Origin of the sequence: Dolomitihabitans soli, from assembly GCF_022213955.1 — a bacterium.
Lineage (GTDB): Bacteria > Actinomycetota > Actinomycetes > Streptosporangiales > Streptosporangiaceae > Streptosporangium_A > Streptosporangium_A soli.
Genome location: NZ_JAKNTW010000036.1, coordinates 101,850 through 119,359, shown reverse-complemented (window position 1 = coordinate 119,359; position 17,510 = coordinate 101,850). Strand labels below are relative to the sequence as shown.

The window sequence follows — 17,510 nt, the reverse complement described above, 5'->3', positions numbered from 1 at the left end:
GGGCTCACCCGTCACATCCGGCAAACCACCACAAGGAGATGGAAAGATGCGCAGACCCCGGGCTTCGGCCCTCGCCGTGGTGTTGATCACCACGGCCGCGACCCTGCTGACCGCCGCACCCCCGGCCGCCGCGGCCGGCGCCACCCTGACCGTCAACGTCGCCCAGCCGTTCCGCCCCGTCACGCACGCCGCGTCCGGCGGCCTGTACGGCCTGGCGGAGAACTCCCGGCCGGCCGACTCCACCTTGTTACCCATCAAGGTGAACTCGCTGACCCAGCCCGCCCCCGGCGTCGGCCAGCGCCCCAACGGCCAGCCGCCCGGCGGTGACGCCCTGCTGATCGCCCCGCAGGCCACCCGCGTCGGCGCCGGCCAGTTCATCCGCATGCCCGACATCTACCCCGACTTCCCGTACCGGTGGGTGAGCTGGGACGACTGGCTGGCCAAGGTCACCACCATGGTCAACGCCCGCCTGTCGGCCACCAACGTCAGCAACGTGATCGGCTGGGAGCTCTGGAACGAGCCCGACTACACCTGGAACACCGCCGCCGCCGGCAACTTCAACGACGCCTGGGTCCGTACCTTCCGCGCGGTGCGCGCCCTCGACCCCTCGACCCCGATCGTCGGCCCCAGCACCGCCACCTACAACCGCTCCTGGATGCAGTCCTTCCTCACCCGCGCGCGCGACACCGGCACGCTGCCCGAGATCATCTGCTGGCACGAGCTGGTGAACCCGGACAGGATCGCCTCCGACCTCGCCGACTACCGCAACCTGGAGTCCTCGCTCGGCATCAGCCCGCGCCGCGTCTCCATCAACGAGTACGCCGCCCCCGCCGAGGTGGACGTGCCCGGCCGCATCGCCAGCTACGTCGCCAAGCTGGAGCGGGGCAGGGTGGAGTCCGCCCACCGGGCCTTCTGGTACGAGTACGGCACGATGAACGGCCTCGTCGTCAACAACAACCAGCCCACCGGCGCCTGGTGGCTGTACAAGTGGTACGGCGACATGGCCGGCAACATGGTCGCCACGACTCCCGGCTCCCAGACCGGCCTCGACGGCTTCGCCTCCTACGACGGCACCCGCAAGATCGTCAACGTGGTGTTCGGCAACGAGGCGGGGACCAACACCGTCAACCTCACCGGCCTCGGCGCGCTCGGCTCCAACGTCCGCGTCACGCTGTTGTCCACCCCGTCCAACGGGCGCTTCACCGCCGTGACCACGCCCACCACGGTCTCCACCGGCACCCGGACGGTCAGCGGCGGCCAGCTCAGCGTGTCCGTGCCGAACATGTCCGCCACCAGCGCCTACCAGCTCGTCGTGGAACCGGCCAGCGGGGTGCCCGCCTACCAGCGGCGCTATGAGGCCGAGAACGCCTCGGTGTTCCGCGCCGAACGGCTGAGCGGCACCAGCGCGTCGGGCGGCGGCTACGTCGGCCGGATCGACAACTCCGGCACGCCGCGGACCGACAGCTACGTCGACTTCGTGGTCAACGTGCCGACCGCGCGCTCGTACACGATGACCATCGGCTACGCCAACGGCACCGGCGCCACCGCCACCCAGGGCCTGGCCTACAACAGCGGCGCCTGGACCACCGTCAGCTACCCGCCGACCGCCGGCTGGGGGCAGTTCGGCTCCACGATCAGCACCGCCGTCACCCTGCGCGCCGGCTACAACGTGATCCGCCTGGCCAAGGGGTCGCCGTTCTTCGCGGGCGGCACCGGATACGCCGAGCTGGACTACATCGAGCTCATCTGAGTGACCACCCCCGAACCGCGCTCCACAACGAGTGGAGCGCGGCCGAGGCGAACTGCCTCCACGGGGTGCGGGGAGCGGGTTCTTGTGGGGGGAAGGTACGGCGGAGCTCACCCGTCCGGGTTGGACCGAAGGGCATGGCCGGGGGCGGGGCGTTGCGGCGGTCGGCCACTCACGGCCGAGTGCCGTGGACCCGGACACCGCGACCGCCTACGGCGCGGAGTGCCGGGGTGGCTTGCCGTACCGGCCTGTGCTTCCTGAGGGGCTGTGCTTCCAGAGGGGGCGGGGCGTTGCGGCGGCCGGCCACTCACGGCCGAGTGCCGTGGACCCGGACACCGCGACCGCCTACGGCGCGGAGTGCCGGGGTGGCTTGCCGTACCGGCCTGTGCTTCCAGAGGGGCTGTGCTTCCAGAGGGGGCGGGGCGTTGCGGCGGTCGGCCACTCACGGCCGAGTGCCGTGGACCCGGACACCGCGACCGCCTACGGCGCGGAGTGCCGGGGTGGCTTGCCGTACCGGCCTGTGCTTCCAGAGGGGCTGTGCTTCCAGAGGAGTACGAAGCGCGGGGGGACACATCCAGGGTGGTAGGGCGGCGGGTACCCGGGTGGGATGCGCCGGGCGGTGGGCGCGCTCGAAGGTTGGCGCATGGAGATGCTCGCGGTTTGGGTGCTGGCGTTCTACGCGGCCGGATACTTCGTGTTGGGCGGGGCCGACATCGGCGTCGGGATGGCGCTGCCGTACCTGGCGCGGACGAGGCGGGAGCGGGGCACGGTCAGGGGCGCGATCACGCCCGTCTTCCTGGCGAACGAGGTGTGGCTGGTGGCGACCGCCGGCATCCTGACGGGCGCCTTCCCCCTGCTCGAAGGGGAACTGCTGAGCGGCAACCACACCGCCGTGGTGACGTTGCTGCTGGGCTGGATGCTCAGGGACATGGGCCTCTGGCTGCGCGGCCGGATCGACGGAGTGGCCTGGGAGACGCTCTGGGACGCGGCGGTGGTCGCGGGGAGCTGGACCGTGGTGCTGAGCTGGGGGGCGATCTTCTCCGCGATCTCCGGGCTGGCGTGGGCCCCGGCCATGGTCGTGGTGGCGGGGCTGTTCGGCGCGCAGGGGCTGACGTTCGCGGCGCTCCGGTTGCGGGGGACGCTCAGGGAGCGGGCCCGCCGGCTGTCGGGGGCCTCCGGCGAGGGGGCGGCGTTCGCGCTGACGACGGCGGCGATGGTCGCGCTGGTCGTCCTCGCCGGCACCCGGCTGCCGCTGGTGGAGTCGGCGGCGGGTCCGGAGTCGCTGGCACTGCTCGTGCCGGTGATCCTGGCGGTGACCCCGTTCCTGGTGGCGTCGCAGGTGTGGCTCTGGCGGGTGCTCGGGCAGCGGGTGACGGCGGGCTCTCACGACCCGCTGGGCACGTACATCCAGGCCGCCGACTCCTCTCCGGGCTCGTAGGGAGCGTCGAGCCGTTTGGCCAGGACCCCGGGTAACCCCTGGTCACGTGCCGCCTGCCGGACGTCGCGCCCCTGTCCTTCCCCCTGCCAGGACGGCGTGGTCTGCCAGCGCGCGCCGTTCAGCGACAACGCCTCCAGACGCCCGCGCCGCTGTGACCAGGGCTCGTCGAGCAGCACCTCCCCGTCGTCGTAGAGAAGGTCGTGGCAGATGTAGATCCGGGTGCCGCCCATGCTGACCACCTCGCCGTCGAGCACCAGCGCACGGCTGCCGAACGGCTCGGCCATCGGCCGCAGCCAGCGATGGGCGTCGGTGATGTCCTTGCCCTTGTCCGAGCGCAGCGTCAGCCGTCCGCCCTCGACCGTGGCGAGCGCCCGCAACCCGTTCCAGGCGAACTCGTAGGCGAACTCGTCGCGGGCGCGGGGCAGGCGGGCACGGGTCACGGGCAGCATGGGAGACACCTGGGGCGGCGGTCGCCAGGACCCGGCGGGCGGATCCATCCGGTGGATCATCCAGTTCTTCCCGTGCGTCCTGAAGAGCACGTGCCTGCCGGAGACGCGGGAGCCGTGCAGCACCATCATGACCTCGCGGTCGCTCCACTTCTCGGTCTCGTAGGTGCCCCGGTCCCAGATCGTCATCGTGCCGCCGCCGTACTCCCCCTTCGGGATCTCGCCCTCGAAGGTGGCGTACTCGATCGGGTGGTCCTCGGTGTGCACGGCCAGGTGGTTCGTGGCCGGGTCGGGCGGGATGCCCTTGGGGATCGCCCAGGAGACCAGCACGCCGCCGCGTTCGAGTCGCAGGTCCCAGTGGAGGGAACGGGCATGGTGCTCCTGGATCACGAAGGTGTCGTCGTCGCCGTGCGGCAGCACGCCTTCCGGGGGGACCGGTTCGGGGGTGCGCCCGGGGTCGCGCTTACCTCGGTATTGCTCAAGCTTGTCCGCCACGTGATTGTTCTTACCCACTTGTCACCGGCCCTCGCCGACGACTCCTCCGGCGAAACAGGGCCGAGGTCGACGTCAGTCTCATGCGGTCACCTCCCGGTGAGGCACCCAAGTACCCCGCAGACCGGGCTCCTATCAGCGCCGTGGGCTACGGTGGACTGATCCGCCGAGCCTTCTGGAGGAGCACGTGCGGCCGCAGTCATCGCCTCATCCCCAGCGCCAGGTGGCGCTGGCCGGGCGACTGCTGCGTCTGCTGGTGTCGATGCTCCTGGTCGGCGGGGTCGGCGTCCCCACACCCGTCGCGTTGCGTGCGATGCCCGGCGGGCCGGGACAGGACAGGGTGGCCAGCCGCCCGGCCGACCACGGCACGCGCGTCTCCACCGGCTGGCCGCAGCACGCGTTCACGACCGGCGCGCAGGCCACCGCCGCCGGCGGGCACGGGCCGGCCGTCTTCCTCGCCGGCCGGCGCGACCTCGGCGTCCCGCGCGGGTTCCGCAGCACGCCGCCGGGCGAGGAGCAGACGCGACCGCTCGCCAGGCTGCGCATCATGCCGGGACGCGCTCCCCCTCTCCACAGGTAGCCCTCGGCCCTCTCCTGCGCCCGCGCGAGCACGAACAAGCGCGCCGGGCCACTTCAGCCTGTGGAGGCTTCCATGTCACGCGCCCCCGTGGTGCGCGCGATAGCGGCGCTGGCCGTCATCGTGACCTCACTCGTACTCGCCATCTCCATGGCTCCCCGCCTCGGCCTCGACCTGCGCGGCGGCACCCAGCTCGTCTTCGAGACCAAGGACTCCCCGACGGTCAAGACCAGCGCGGAGGCCACCGACCGCACCCTGGAGGTGCTGCGCAGACGCGCGGACGCCCTCGGCGTCGCCGAACCCACGCTCGCCAGATCGGGCGAGCGGCGCATCATCGTCGAACTGCCCGGCGTGCAGGACCCGCGCCAGGCCGCCGACGTCATCGGCAAGACCGCCCAGCTCACCTTCCACCCCGTCATCAGCGAAGCCGACCAGTCGACCAAGCCGAAGAAGGGCGAGCAGGTCCTCCCCGACGAGGACGGCCGGCGGTTGCTGCTCGGCCCCGTCAGGCTCACCGGTGAGGGCGTCAGCGACGCCCAGGCCGGCATCGACCCGCAGCAGGGCGGCGGCTGGTTCGTCACGATCGACTTCCGCGACCAGGGCGGCGACGCCTGGCGGAAGCTGACCGGCGACGCCGCCTGCAACGGCGTCGGCGACCCCAAGCGGCGGATCGCGATCGTGCTCGACAACGAGGTGATCTCCTCGCCGCAGGTGAACGAGGGCGTCGCCTGCAATGTGGGCATCCCCGGCGGCTCCACCCAGATCACCGGTTCCTTCACCAACGAGCAGGCCCAGGACCTGTCCGTGCTCATCAAGGGCGGCGCGCTCCCCGTCCCGGTCGAGATCGTCGAGCAGCGCACGGTCGGCCCGACGCTCGGCTCCGCCGCCATCGAGGCCAGCGCCAAGGCCGCCGTCGTGGGCGTGCTGCTGACCGCGCTGTTCATCATCGTGATCTACCGGCTCGTCGGCCTGTTCGCCACCGTGGCGCTGGCCTGTTACGGCCTCATCGCGTACGCCGCGCTGGTCGCGCTCGGCGCCACCCTGACCCTCCCCGGCCTGGCCGGCTTCGTGCTCGCGATCGGCATGGCCGTCGACGCGAACGTGCTGGTCTTCGAACGCGCCAGGGAGGAGTTCGAGGAGAATCCGGACCGGGGTCTGCGCGCCGCGCTGGAGAAGGGCTTCCGCAACGCGTGGAGCGCCATCGCCGACTCCAACATCACCACGCTGCTCGCCGCCGGGCTGCTGTTCTTCCTGGCCTCCGGTCCGGTCAAGGGCTTCGGCGTGACCCTCAGCATCGGTGTGATCGCGTCGCTGATCTCCGCGATGCTGATCACCCGGGTGCTCGCCATGTGGGCCGTCAGCCTGCGGGCCGTACAGCGCCGGCCGATGATTTCGGGCCTGGGCAGCATCGGCAGGGTCCGCCAGTGGCTGACCGCGCGCAATCCCGACCTCATGCGGCACCGGCGGCGCTGGCTGGCCATCGCCGGACTCGTCGTCGTGCTCGGCGGGGCCGGGCTGTTCTCCCGCGGGCTGAACTTCGGGGTGGAGTTCACCGGCGGCCGCATCGTGGAGTACTCCACCGGCTCACCGGTCACCGCCGACGCCGCCCGCGAGGCGGTCGCCGAAGCCGGGTTCCCGAGCGCGGTCGTGCAGACCTCCGGTGACGACATCTCCGTGCGAACCGGGCAGATCTCCAGCGACGACGTCGTCAAGATCGAATCCGCCCTGTCCACCGTGGCCGGCGACGTGACCAAGCAGCGTGACGAGCTGATCGGCCCGAGCCTCGGCGACGAACTCCGCCGCAACGCCCTGATCGCCCTCGGCGTCGCCCTCGCCGCCCAGCTCCTCTATCTGGCCGTCCGCTTCCGCTGGACCTTCGGCGCCGCCGCCGTGCTCGCCCTCTTCGTGGACGTCGCCGCCGTGGTGGGCGTCTTCGCCTGGCTGGGCAAGCCGATCGACGGTGTCTTCCTCGCCGCGATCCTCACCGTCATCGGTTACTCGGTCAACGACAAGGTGGTGGTCTTCGACCGCGTCAGGGAGATGTGGGGGCTGAGCCAGAAGACCCCCTTCGCCAAGGTGACGAACAGCGCGATCCTGCAGACCATCCCGCGTACGGTCAACACCGGTCTGGGCGCCCTCTTCATCCTGGCCGCCCTGGCCTTCTTCGGCGGCGACTCCCTGCACGACTTCGCCATCGCCCTGGTCATCGGCATCCTGGTGGGCACCGTGTCCTCCGCCTTCGTGGCCGGCCCGCTGGCCATCGAGTTCGAGGCCCGCAGCTCCACGCCCCCGCCGAAACCCCCCAAGAAGCGCACCCGTCGCCCCCGCGAGGGCTCCGGCGCCGTCGTCTGACACCCCTGCGGGCCGCCCACCGGTACGGCGGGCGGCCCGCGCAATCCCCGCGAAACCGGCTAAGGTGCCTCTGATCGAGATCCCCTGTGCCCGGAAGGCGGCCACCCATGGCGAACCTGAGCGACTACGCCGCGACCTTCGACCTGGTCGACGCCGACAACGACGGCCTCATCTCGGCCGGCGAGATGGCCCGCCTCATGGAGGTCCTCGGCCAGCCCATCACGACCGACGCCGCCCGGATCGCCGTCGGCAAGCTCGACCAGAACGGCGACGGCCTCATCTCCCTGGAGGAGTTCGCCGCCTACCTGAGCTGACTCGGCTGCGCACGGCCGAGGGCCAGGCGAAGCGGGCGGCCTGCCGTCACAGCGAAGCGACGGCAGGCGGTTCGCCTGCCGTCGCTTCATGGCCGTGGGTGCGGAGGGAGTCAGGCTGAGGTGAGGTACACCTGGCTGAAGACCTCGGCGAGCTTCTTCAGGTCGGTGGCGGTGTCCACCTCGGGGGTCGCGGGGTTGTAGAGGGTGGAGAGGCGGGGCTTGACGGCGGTCAGCTTGGCGAGCTGGTCCCAGGTGGGGTTGGCGGCGTGCTTGTCGCCGAGGACCCGGTAGACCTTGCCTTCGGCGTCCTGCCAGCGGGTCCAGAGGGTCACGGTCTCGGCGCCGTCGTCCATCAGGGTGCGGGAGATGCGCTCGGCGATGGCGTCGGTGGCCTGCTTGGCGGTGAGCTGGGAAGAGGTGGGACCGGCGAAGCCGGCGTCCTCGGCCGCGATGTGCGCGTAGGCGTCCCAGGCGCGGGCCCTGACCTGGATCCACTGGTTGCGCAGCACCTTCTCGGCGCTGATCTTCCAGGGGGTGTACTCGGTGCGGGCGAGGCCGCTGTCCAGGGCGAGCTGGTCGATGGCGCCGGAGGTCACGTACGACCCGACCTGGTCGGGGGCGAGCATCGGATACTTCTTGGCCATCTCGGTCCTGCACGCGTCGCTGGTGCCGCAGCCGAACTCGGGCACCAGGGTGTGCACGGCGAGCTTCTTGCCGGGGGCGGCGGAGCGGAGGGCGGCCGAGGCGGCGGTCACGAACTTGGTGATCTCCTCGGCGTTCGCGAAGGTCGCGCCGTACCCGAGCTGGGAGCTGAACCTGATGCCGGTCACGCCGGGCTGGGCGGCCAGCGCGCCGACCCGCTTCACGGCGGCGGTGAACTGCTCGGTGCCGGCCTTCCAGTCGTCGGCCAGCTCGGTGTCCACCCAGACGCGCATCCCGGCGGCCTTGGCGGCGGAGACGGCCTTGCCGTCGGCGGTGTCGGTGGCGGCCTTGACCTCTGCGGCCGTCACCTCGACGTCGGTGGGCGACTTGGAGCACTCGGTGCCGGGCGGGTCGCACTCGGGAGCGCCTTCGGGCTCCTCGTAGTCTTCGGGCAGGCCGTCGCCTTCGCCGTGCGTCGTGTCTGCGCCTCCGGGCTCGGGGCAGGTGTTGGCGGGGTCCGTGCAGTCGACGACGACCGGGGGGAGGGGCTCGGCGGCCTTGAGGTTCTCACCATCGTTGATGAGCCAGAACATCGCGGTCTTCCTGGCCTCCTCGGGGGTGGCCAGCCAGTTGCAGTACACGTAGGCCGGAGTGTCCTCTTCCAGCAGTTCGGTGCAACTGCTCGGATCGTCCTCGGAGTAGGCCGCTGTCGGCACGGCGATGCCCAGCATCGTGAGTGCCGCCCCGGCGGCGAGGATTCTGCGGAAGTTCCAGCGCATTTCTACCAAGCTCCCCGGCCAGCCTAAAGATCTACTCACCTTAGCGATCAGGTCCATGTCATACCAGACCTTCTGACCATGTGGCGCCATCTCTGTAATCATCGGCATTACTGAATCCGATATATCGCGGTATTTGGGGTAGCTGATGGCTCTCGCTGTTTCCCTGGGAGGAATCCGATGGGCTGGAGCTACCGCAAGTCGATCAAGCTGGGCCCGTTCCGGCTGAACCTGTCCCGCGGCGGCGTGGGACACAGCTGGGGCAACCGGGCGTTCCGCGTCACCCGTACGGCGGACGGCCGGCGGACGTTGTCGATCAACCTGCCCGGCGGCCTGCACTGGCGCAAGACCCTCCGTAGCCGCTCACGCGGCTGAGGCGCCCCCGACGGAACGCACGGGTACGGCCGGCGGGCCGTACCCGTCAGTCGTGCTCGTCAGCCGTACCCGTCAGCCGGGGAGATCGGTGTCGCCGCTGGTGCGCAGGCCGCGGGAGGGCTCGCGGGGTCCGAGCGCGAATCTCCGGTCGGGTTCGGCCGCGCCGTCGAGGAGGTCCGCGACGTACTCCGCGAGGGCGGGCGCGTGCTTGAACCCGTGCCCGGAGTCGCCGCCGAGCACCCAGACGTTCTCCCGCTCCTCCGCGATGATCCACTCGGCGTCGGGCGTCAGCGCGTACTGGCACACCTGGGCCAGCAGCACCCGCGCGTCCGCCAGTACGGGGAACCTGCGTCGCAGATAGGCCCGCGCGGCGTCCTCACTGCGCGGCGCCACCCGCCGCTCCCCCTCCTCCGGATCGTACGGCGGGCCCTCCTCGTCGGAGGTCACCTTCATCCCGGCCCCGCCGAGGTCGCCGTGGCCGTAGGCGGACCCGTCGTAGTCGACCCAGGCGGGCAACGGCGGCGTGCTCCACTCCCCGGGGACGGCGAAGTGCAACGTGTCCTGCCGGGTCACCGTCACCCCCGTGCACTCGGGGAACAGCCGGGGCAACCACGCCCCGCATGCCCACACCACCCGGTCCGCGCCCAGCAGCTCACCGCCCACCTTCACCGCCCCGCCGTACGGCACGGCACGGCCGAAGACCAGGCGGACCCCCGCGTCGACGGCGAGACCGGCGGTGACCTGGACGGCACGGCGGGCCCGCAGCACCCCGGCGCGCGGCTCCCAGAGCGCGAACGCGAGGTCGTCGCCGCGGAAGTCGGGAAACAACCGTCCGGCGCGCTCCGGCTCCCAGATGTCATGCGGGATATCCAGATTTTTCAGGACCTGGGCGCTCTGCCGTTCCCACCCGTCGGGACGCCGCGCGAACCACACCGCCCCCGACTCGCCGTACAACTCCTCGCCCGCCCGCTCGCCGAGCGCCCGCCACAGACCCCTGGCCCGCCACGCCAGCTGGGCGTACCACTCGTCGGTGCCGTGCGCGCACCGCAGCAACCGCGTCTCCCCGGCGCTGGCCTGCCGCAGATGCCCCGGCTGGTACTGCTCGACGAGCGTCACCCGCCAGCCGGTCTCCGCCAGCCTGAGCGCAAGCGACGCTCCCCAGATGCCCGCTCCCACGACGACGGCCGACTTCATGCTCACGTCCCCCTCAAGTCGATCTCCACCGTGTCCCACCACCTGGGCTTCCCGCAAGCCCCGCGATAATCGTGGCCATGATGGCCGCGGAGTCCTCTCAGACCCTGGAGCGCGGGCTGCGCCTGTTGCGACTGCTCGCCGACGGGCACGGCGGGCGCACGCCCACCGAGCTGGCGGGAGAGCTCGGCCTGAGCCGTCCGGTGGTCTACCGGCTGCTCACCACGTTGCAGGAGGAGGGATTCGTCCGCAGGAGCGGCGACGGGCGGGTGAATCTCGGATTCGGCGTGCTCTCGCTGGCGCAGGCCGTGCATCCGCTGCTCAGGGCGGTGGCGCTGCCCGCGCTGCGCAGGCTGGCCGAGCAGGTGGGCGCGACCGCGCACCTGACCGTCGCGGAGGGCGACGAGGGGCTGGCGATGGCGGTGGTGGAACCGTCGTGGACGCATCTCCACGTGGCGTATCGGGAGGGGGCGCGGCACTCGCTCGGGCAGGGGGCGGCGGGCCTGGCGATCCTGGGGCTGCGGCGGGGCGAAACCGGTTATCTGGTCACGGAGGGGCAGTTGCAGGAGGGGGCGCGTGGGATCGCCGCGCCACTGGCCGGACTGCCCGGGCTGGAGGCGTCCGTCGGGGTCGTCACCTTCGGCGCGCTGGACCCCGCGGAGGTCGGCCCACAGGTCGTCGCGACCGCACGGGAGTTGTCGATCGCACTGGGTTGACATCCTCTGACATATCCCGGATTGTCGTACGTATAGAGGACATCTGTGTCCGATAAACGGACGCCCAAGGGGGCGAAGGAATGCCGTTCTACCGCGTTGTGGGCGAGGTACCCCGCAAACGCCACATTCAGTTCAGGCAACCGGACGGCGCCCTCTATTCGGAGGAGCTGATGGGCGAGGAGGGCTTCTCCGCCGACTCCTCGCTGCTCTACCACCGGCACCTGCCGACCGCGATCGTGAAGTCGGAGGCGGTCACGGAGGCCGAAGAGTCCACCGTGCTCGCGCCGAACCACCCGCTCTCCCCCCGCCACTTCAGGACCGGCGAACTCCCCGCCGGCGGCGACCTGGTCACGGGCAGGAGACTGCTCGCGGGCAACGGCGACGTGCGCATCCTGTACGCGGCGGCGACCCGTGCGGGCGAGCTGTACCGCAACTCGATGGGCGACGAGTGCGTCTACCTCGCGAGCGGCCAGGCGAGGTTCGAGTCCACGTACGGCGCGCTGGACGTCGGCGAGGGCGACTACGTGGTCATCCCGACCGGCACGATCCACCGCTGGGTGCCGCGCGGGCCGGTCACCGCGCTCGTCATCGCCGCCGCCGGGCACATCCGCCCGCCGAAGCGCTACCTCTCGCGACACGGCCAGTTCCTGGAGCACGCGCCGTACTGCGAGCGTGACCTGCGCGCGCCCGCCGAACCGCTGATCGAGGCGGGCGAGGACGTCCCCGTGCTGGTCCGCACCCGGGGCGGGCTCACCCGGCTCACCTACCGCAACCACCCGTTCGACGTGGTCGGCTGGGACGGCCACCTCTACCCCTACGCCTTCAACATCGCCGACTTCGAGCCGATCGTGAAGCGCACCCACGCGCCGCCGCCCGTCCACCAGACCTTCGAGGGTCCCGGCTTCGTGATCTGCTCCTTCTGCCCGCGTCCGCTCGACTTCCACCCCGACGCGGTGCCGATCCCCTACAACCACCACAACGTCGACTCCGACGAGTTCATGTTCTACGCGGGCGGCGACTACGGCGCGCGCAAGGGCTCCGGCATCGACGTGGGCTCGGTCTCGCTGCATCCGGCCGGGTTCACCCACGGCCCGCAGCCCGGCTCGGTCGAGGCGGTGATCGACGCGGTCCGGAACGGCCTCACCGAGACCAGCGAACTGGCGGTGATGGTCGACACCTTCCGCCCGCTCGATCTCGGCGAGGGCGCCCTCGGCTGCGAGGACCCCTCCTACGCCTGGACGTGGGCCCGATGAACCCGCTCTTCGTCAACCTCGTCGACGACGCCGGCCTGTTCCCGCCGACCTCGCTGACCATGGGTGACGCGCTGGCCCGGCACGCCATCGACCGGCGGATCGGCAGCGACGTGCTCAGCCACCGCTTCCTGTGCCCCACCAGCCGGCTCGACGACCTGCGCCGCCACGCACCGGGGCCGCTGCGCCTGGGCCTGATCGTCGACACCCACTCGCCGCCCGACCTCGACGGGCTCGACGTGGAGTTCGTCGAGGTCAAGCACGTGCCGGAGCCCGCGGCCTCGTGGGCGCCCGCCACCGCGAGGGTCTTCGTCGAGGTCTCGCCCGCCGCGCTGCCCGTGCACGTGGAGCCGGGGATCGGCCTGAAGGTCCGCTGCGGCGGCCAGACCCCTTCGGCGTTCCCCACCACCCACGAACTGGGGGCGTTCATCCGTTTCTGCACCCACCACGCCATCCCGTTCAAGGCCACCGCCGGGCTGCACCACGCCGTCCGCCATCCGGACCCGAGCTTCGGCGTCTACCTGCACGGCTTCCTCAACCTGCTGCTCGCCGTCTGCGCCGCCGTGGACGACCGCGACCCGGTGCCGCTCCTCGAAGTGTGCGACCCGCACGAGTTGGTGGGGCTGACCGGTGCCGTGCCGGTGGACACCGCGCGACGGGCCAGGGCCTCGCTGATCTCCTACGGCTCGTGCAGCACGTCGGCGCCGCTCGACGACCTGACCGCACTCGGCTTGATCGAACCCGTCGGAGCGAGAGCATGAACCACCTGCCCTACGGCGTCTTCTCCACCACCGGGCAGGCCCCGCGCGTGGGGGTGCGAATCGGGAACCACGTCCTCGACCTCGCCGCCGCCCTCGGGGACGAGGTGTTCGCCGCGCCGAGCCTCAACCCCTTCATGGCGCTGGGCCCGGTTGCGTGGCGGGAGACCCGGCGGCGGCTGCAGGACCACGAGTGGGACGCGGACCCGATCCCGCTCGGCCAGGTCACTCTGCACCTGCCGTTCGAGGTGGCCGACTACGTCGACTTCTACTGCTCGCTGGAGCACGCCACGAACCTCGGGCGGATGTTCCGGCCCGACGAGGAGCCGCTGAAGCCCAACTGGCGGCATCTGCCCGTCGGCTACCACGGCAGGTCAGGCACCATCGTGGTGTCCGGCACGCCGATCAGCCGGCCGAACGGGCAACGGGGGGCCGGCGTCTTCGGGCCCTCGGTGCGGCTCGACATCGAGGCGGAGCTGGGGTTCGTGGTCGGGGTGCCGGGGTCGGGCGCGTTCGAGGACCATGTCTTCGGCGTCACGCTGGTCAACGACTGGAGCGCGCGCGACATCCAGGCGTGGGAGTACGTGCCGCTCGGGCCGTTCCTCGGCAAGTCGTTCGCCACCTCGATCTCGCCGTGGGTCACGCCGCTCGCCGCGCTGTCCGCCGCCAGGGTCGACGGCCGGGCCCAAGATCCTCGGCCGCTCGACTATCTACGCAGGTCAGGTGGGCCGTGGGGGCTCGATCTTGAGCTGGCGGTGGAGTTGAACGGGGAGATCGTCTCGCGCCCGCCGTACCGGGAGATGTACTGGACGCCGGACCAGATGCTCGCCCACCTCACCGTGAACGGCGCCTCGCTGCGCACCGGCGACCTGTTCGCCAGCGGGACCGTCTCGGGCGCGGAGAACGGCCGGCAGGGGTCGCTCATCGAGCTGTCCTGGAACGGAGCCGAGCCGGTCAAGCTCGCCAACGGCGACACGCGGACGTTCCTCGAGGACGGCGACACCGTCACGATCAGCGCCTCGGCCCCCGGAACCGACGGGAACCGGATCTCCCTGGGCGAGGTGACCGGCACGATCCTCCCCGCACGATCGATCACCTAGCGCACTCTTATGGACACTCTTCGCTACCATTGAGGATCTCCACGGACTCGACGGGACACTCGATGGGACAGGAGTGAGATGCGGCGCGCCGCGGCTTGTCTTGTGATCGTTCTCCTCCTGGCCGCGGGCTGCTCGCCCGCCGGCCCCGAGCGTGTCGCGCCGGTCCTGACGATCTCGCCGCCGCCGGGCTCCGGCCCGGTCCGCCCCGACCAGCACCTCGTCGTCACCGCGACCGGCACGACGCTCGGTGCGGTGACGACCACCGTCGCGGGCAGGCCCGTCCCCGGCACGTTCGACGTGGGCCGCACCCGGTGGCGCTCCTCCTGGCCGCTCGCCCCGGGCCGCGCGTACGACGTGGCCGCCGCCGCGACCGCCGACGGCACTCCCGTCACCACCACCGCCCGTATCCACACCTTCGCCGCCAAGCGCACCGTCAGGGTGGCCGCCGTCTCGCCACGCCCCGGCGAGACGGTCGGGGTCGGCATGCCGATCATCGTCACCTTCGACGCCCCGGTGAGCCGCCGCGCCCCCGTCGAGCACGCGCTGCGGGTCGACGCGGGCGACGACGTCGAGGGCGCCTGGCGCTGGGTGAGCGAGAACCAGGTGATCTACCGCCCCCGCCGTTTCTGGCCCGCCGGCCGCCACGTGACCCTCACCGCCCACCTCACCGGGGTCCGCATCGGCAAGGACACGTACGGCACGGCCGACCACTCGACCGGTTTCACGGTCGGGCGCAGGCAGCTCAGCACGATCGACACGACGGCCAAGCAGATGGTGGTCAGGCGCTCGGGCGAGGTCGTCCAGCGGATGGCGATCAGCGCGGGCAACGGCAGCACCTACGAATACACCACGACCAGCGGCATCCACCTGACCATGGAGCGGGACAACCCGGTCCGGATGGTCTCCCCCGGCCGGAGCGTGGGCGATCCCGGCTACTACGACCTGCGGGTCGATCACGCGGTGCGCATCTCCAACAGCGGGGAGTACGTCCACGCCATGGACAATCTGTGGGCGCAGGGCGTGGCCAACACCAGCCACGGCTGCATCAACGCCGCCCCCGGACAGGCCGCCTGGTTCTACGCCCACTCGCTGCGCGGCGACCCGGTGATCATCACAGGCACCGACCGCGAACTCGGCTGGGACAACGGCTGGGGGTACTGGCAACTGTCCTGGAAGGAGTGGCTCTCGGGTAGCGCGCTCTCCCTGCTGTAGGGCATATGTTGGGAACGATCGCACCATCTGGCCCGTTGTATACAGCAGGAGGGCCGAAGCATGGACGACTGGGTCATCTGGTTGGTCCTGGCGGTAGTGCTGGGCGTGGCGGAGATCTTCACCCTGACGGCCGCCCTCGGGTTGCTGGGCGGCGCGGCGCTGCTCACCTCGATGGTCGCGGCGCTGGGGCTGCCCGTGCCGCTCCAACTACTCGTCTTCACCATCGCCTCGGCGGCCGGGCTGGTGCTGATCCGGCCGATCGCCGCCCGCCATCTCAAACAGGTCCCCGCGCAGCGCTTCGGTGTGCAGGCGCTCGTCGGCAAGACCGCCTACGTGGTGCACGAGGTCAGCGGCAGGGACGGCCTGGTCCGCATCGGCGGCGAGGACTGGACGGCCAGGGCTTTCGACGAGACGCTCGTCATCCCGGAAGGCTCCACCGTAGACGTGATCAAGATCGAGGGCGCGACCGCCCTCGTTTATCCGCGGGAGTGATGTATGGACGCCCTGCTCATAGCCGGCCTCGTAGTCGTGTTCTTCGCCGTGCTCACCGTCCTGCGCTCGGTGCGGATCGTGCCGCAGGCGCGGGCGCGGAACGTCGAGCGCCTCGGCCGTTACCACCGCACGCTGCAACCCGGCCTCAACTTCGTGATCCCCTACATCGACCGCGTCTATCCGATGATCGACCTGCGCGAGCAGGTGGTGACCTTCCGCCCCCAGCCCGTCATCACCGAGGACAACCTGGTCGTCGAGATCGACACGGTCCTCTACTTCCAGGTCACCGACCCCAGGGCGGCGGCCTACGAGATCGCGAACTACATCCAGGCCATAGAGCAGCTCACCGTGACGACCATGCGTAACGTCATCGGTTCCATGGACCTGGAGAAGACCCTCACCTCCCGCGACACCATCAACAGCCAGCTCCGCGGCGTCCTCGACGACGCGACCGGCAAGTGGGGCATCCGGGTCAACCGGGTCGAGGTCAAGGCCATCGACCCGCCGAAGACCATCAAGGACGCGATGGAGAAGCAGATGCGCGCCGAGCGTGACAAGCGCGCCGCGATTCTCAACGCCGAGGGCCACCGGCAGTCGCAGATCCTCACCGCCGAGGGCGAGAAGCAGAGCAACATCCTGCGCGCCGAGGGCGACCGCACCTCGGCCATCCTGCGCGCCGAGGGCGAGTCCCAGGCCATCGACCAGGTCTTCCAGGCGGTCCACCGCAACGACCCCGACCCCAAGCTGCTGGCCTACCAGTACCTCCAGGTCCTCCCGCAGCTCGCCCAGGGCGAGAACAACACCTTCTTCGTCATCCCCAGCGAGGTGACCGCCGCCCTCACCGGCGTCTCCCGCGCCTTCACCGAGTCCCTGCCCAAGTCCGCCGCGACCCGCGAGGTCACCGCCGACTCCGCCGCCGAGGCCGCCGCCCAGGAGGCCGCCCAGGCCGCGCGGGCCGCGGAGGAGGCCGTCGCCGACGCCACCGAGCCCGAGCACCGCGGCGGCCCGCGCCAGCTCGACGCCGGCCCGCTCACCCCCGACCCCCTGGCCGACCTCCAGGAGAAGCGCGAACCGCATCACCACTGATCACTCGGTCGGCAAAGCGCGCCTCCTGACACGGCCATGGCAGAGGCGACGGCCCTTCGTGTTACGTTCGCTCCGTGCAAGCAGCTGATCTGGTGGAGCCGTATCCCACCGTCGAAATCGATTCGGACGCTCTCGACGCTGCTCGGCTCCTGGCCGAGCAGCGGCTGGTCGGCTTGATAGTGGTGGACGCCGACGGCCGCCCCCAAGCCGTGCTCCCGGGCTCCCAGTTCCTCCGGATCGCGGTCCCCCAGTACGTCCAGTCGGATCCCGCCCTGGCCAGGGTCGTCGACGAGCGGCACGCCGACCGGATGTGCACCACGCTCGCCGGCAAGCGAGTGCGGGACGTGCTTCCCGATGAGAAGCTCAAGCCGGCCATCGTGGATCCCGACGCGACCGCCCTGGAGATCGCCGCCCTGATGACCCAGTCCCACACCCCGCTCGTCGCGGTCATGGACGGCACCGACTACCTCGGCGCCATCACGGCGTCCGGCCTCCTCCGCCGCCTCCTCAACGCCGCCTGACCCGCCGGCGCCCACCGTTGCGCGG

Annotated in this window: 17 protein-coding genes; 14 read left to right on the top strand and 3 right to left on the bottom strand. The window is 71.1% G+C overall.

Translation table 11 applies throughout. From position 1 onward, the window contains the following. Nucleotides 1-46 precede the first annotated feature (46 nt). Nucleotides 47-1,750 (top strand): carbohydrate-binding protein, encoded by a 1,704-nt coding sequence (locus MBA17_RS42645; protein WP_238503639.1) that lies wholly within the window; start codon nt 47-49, stop codon nt 1,748-1,750. Nucleotides 1,751-2,390: 640 nt separating this feature from the next. Further along, nucleotides 2,391-3,185, top strand: a complete 795-nt coding sequence (locus tag MBA17_RS42640; RefSeq protein ID WP_238503638.1) for a cytochrome d ubiquinol oxidase subunit II — start codon at nt 2,391-2,393, stop codon at nt 3,183-3,185. On the opposite strand, the gene MBA17_RS50785 is transcribed toward MBA17_RS42640, so the two are convergent. Further along, nucleotides 3,131-4,126, bottom strand: coding sequence for a DNA polymerase ligase N-terminal domain-containing protein (locus tag MBA17_RS50785; RefSeq protein ID WP_238503637.1), 996 nt, complete (start codon nt 4,124-4,126; stop codon nt 3,131-3,133). The two genes, MBA17_RS42640 and MBA17_RS50785, sit on opposite strands and share 55 nt — an antisense overlap. Nucleotides 4,127-4,310: 184 nt before the next feature. Between MBA17_RS50785 and MBA17_RS42630 the strand changes: the two genes are divergently transcribed. The 3 genes from MBA17_RS42630 to MBA17_RS42620 all read left to right on the top strand — a co-directional run bounded on the left by MBA17_RS42630 (nt 4,311) and on the right by MBA17_RS42620 (nt 7,366). After that, nucleotides 4,311-4,703, top strand: a complete 393-nt coding sequence (locus tag MBA17_RS42630; RefSeq protein ID WP_238503636.1) for a hypothetical protein — start codon at nt 4,311-4,313, stop codon at nt 4,701-4,703. Between the two features lie 72 nt (nt 4,704-4,775). Further along, nucleotides 4,776-7,052, top strand: a complete 2,277-nt coding sequence (gene secD, locus MBA17_RS42625) for a protein translocase subunit SecD (RefSeq protein WP_238503635.1) — start codon at nt 4,776-4,778, stop codon at nt 7,050-7,052. 107 nt (nt 7,053-7,159) lie between these two features. Next, nucleotides 7,160-7,366, top strand: a complete 207-nt coding sequence (locus tag MBA17_RS42620; RefSeq protein ID WP_238503634.1) for an EF-hand domain-containing protein — start codon at nt 7,160-7,162, stop codon at nt 7,364-7,366. 110 nt (nt 7,367-7,476) lie between these two features. Here the strand turns inward: MBA17_RS42620 and MBA17_RS42615 are convergent, their stop codons facing one another. Then, the gene (locus MBA17_RS42615; protein ID WP_238503633.1) at nt 7,477-8,787 is read right to left on the bottom strand and encodes a hypothetical protein; all 1,311 of its coding nucleotides are present in this window, start codon (nt 8,785-8,787) and stop codon (nt 7,477-7,479) included. A 177-nt stretch (nt 8,788-8,964) separates the two neighbouring features. Between MBA17_RS42615 and MBA17_RS42610 the strand changes: the two genes are divergently transcribed. Then, nucleotides 8,965-9,159, top strand: coding sequence for a DUF4236 domain-containing protein (locus MBA17_RS42610; RefSeq protein ID WP_238503632.1), 195 nt, complete (start codon nt 8,965-8,967; stop codon nt 9,157-9,159). A gap of 72 nt (nt 9,160-9,231) precedes the next feature. Here MBA17_RS42610 and MBA17_RS42605 read toward each other — a convergent pair whose 3' ends face one another. Further along, the gene (locus tag MBA17_RS42605; RefSeq protein ID WP_238503631.1) at nt 9,232-10,353 is read right to left on the bottom strand and encodes an FAD-dependent oxidoreductase; all 1,122 of its coding nucleotides are present in this window, start codon (nt 10,351-10,353) and stop codon (nt 9,232-9,234) included. 77 nt (nt 10,354-10,430) lie between these two features. Here MBA17_RS42605 and MBA17_RS42600 point away from each other — a divergent pair, with 77 nt between their 5' ends. The 8 genes from MBA17_RS42600 (at nt 10,431) to MBA17_RS42565 (ending at nt 17,485) form a co-directional block, all read left to right on the top strand. Then, nucleotides 10,431-11,066: an IclR family transcriptional regulator gene (locus tag MBA17_RS42600; protein WP_238503630.1), complete on the top strand. Its 636-nt coding sequence runs from the start codon at nt 10,431-10,433 to the stop codon at nt 11,064-11,066. An 80-nt stretch (nt 11,067-11,146) separates the two neighbouring features. Next, nucleotides 11,147-12,319, top strand: a complete 1,173-nt coding sequence (locus MBA17_RS42595) for a homogentisate 1,2-dioxygenase (RefSeq protein WP_238503629.1) — start codon at nt 11,147-11,149, stop codon at nt 12,317-12,319. Next, complete coding sequence (locus tag MBA17_RS42590) at nt 12,316-13,077, top strand: hypothetical protein (protein WP_238503628.1); 762 nt, start codon at nt 12,316-12,318, stop codon at nt 13,075-13,077. The genes MBA17_RS42595 and MBA17_RS42590 overlap by 4 nt, the downstream gene beginning before the upstream one ends. Continuing rightward, complete coding sequence (gene fahA, locus MBA17_RS42585) at nt 13,074-14,174, top strand: fumarylacetoacetase (RefSeq protein WP_238503627.1); 1,101 nt, start codon at nt 13,074-13,076, stop codon at nt 14,172-14,174. The genes MBA17_RS42590 and fahA overlap by 4 nt, the downstream gene beginning before the upstream one ends. Nucleotides 14,175-14,276: 102 nt before the next feature. Next, the gene (locus MBA17_RS42580) at nt 14,277-15,386 is read left to right on the top strand and encodes a L,D-transpeptidase (protein WP_238503626.1); all 1,110 of its coding nucleotides are present in this window, start codon (nt 14,277-14,279) and stop codon (nt 15,384-15,386) included. Nucleotides 15,387-15,446: 60 nt separating this feature from the next. Then, nucleotides 15,447-15,878 carry an NfeD family protein gene (locus MBA17_RS42575; protein ID WP_238503625.1) on the top strand — a complete coding sequence of 144 codons (432 nt, stop codon included), beginning with the start codon at nt 15,447-15,449 and terminating at the stop codon, nt 15,876-15,878. Between the two features lie 3 nt (nt 15,879-15,881). After that, nucleotides 15,882-16,964: an SPFH domain-containing protein gene (locus tag MBA17_RS42570; RefSeq protein WP_238503624.1), complete on the top strand. Its 1,083-nt coding sequence runs from the start codon at nt 15,882-15,884 to the stop codon at nt 16,962-16,964. A gap of 74 nt (nt 16,965-17,038) precedes the next feature. Next, the gene (locus tag MBA17_RS42565; protein ID WP_238503623.1) at nt 17,039-17,485 is read left to right on the top strand and encodes a CBS domain-containing protein; all 447 of its coding nucleotides are present in this window, start codon (nt 17,039-17,041) and stop codon (nt 17,483-17,485) included. The last annotated feature ends 25 nt before the right edge of the window (nt 17,486-17,510 follow it).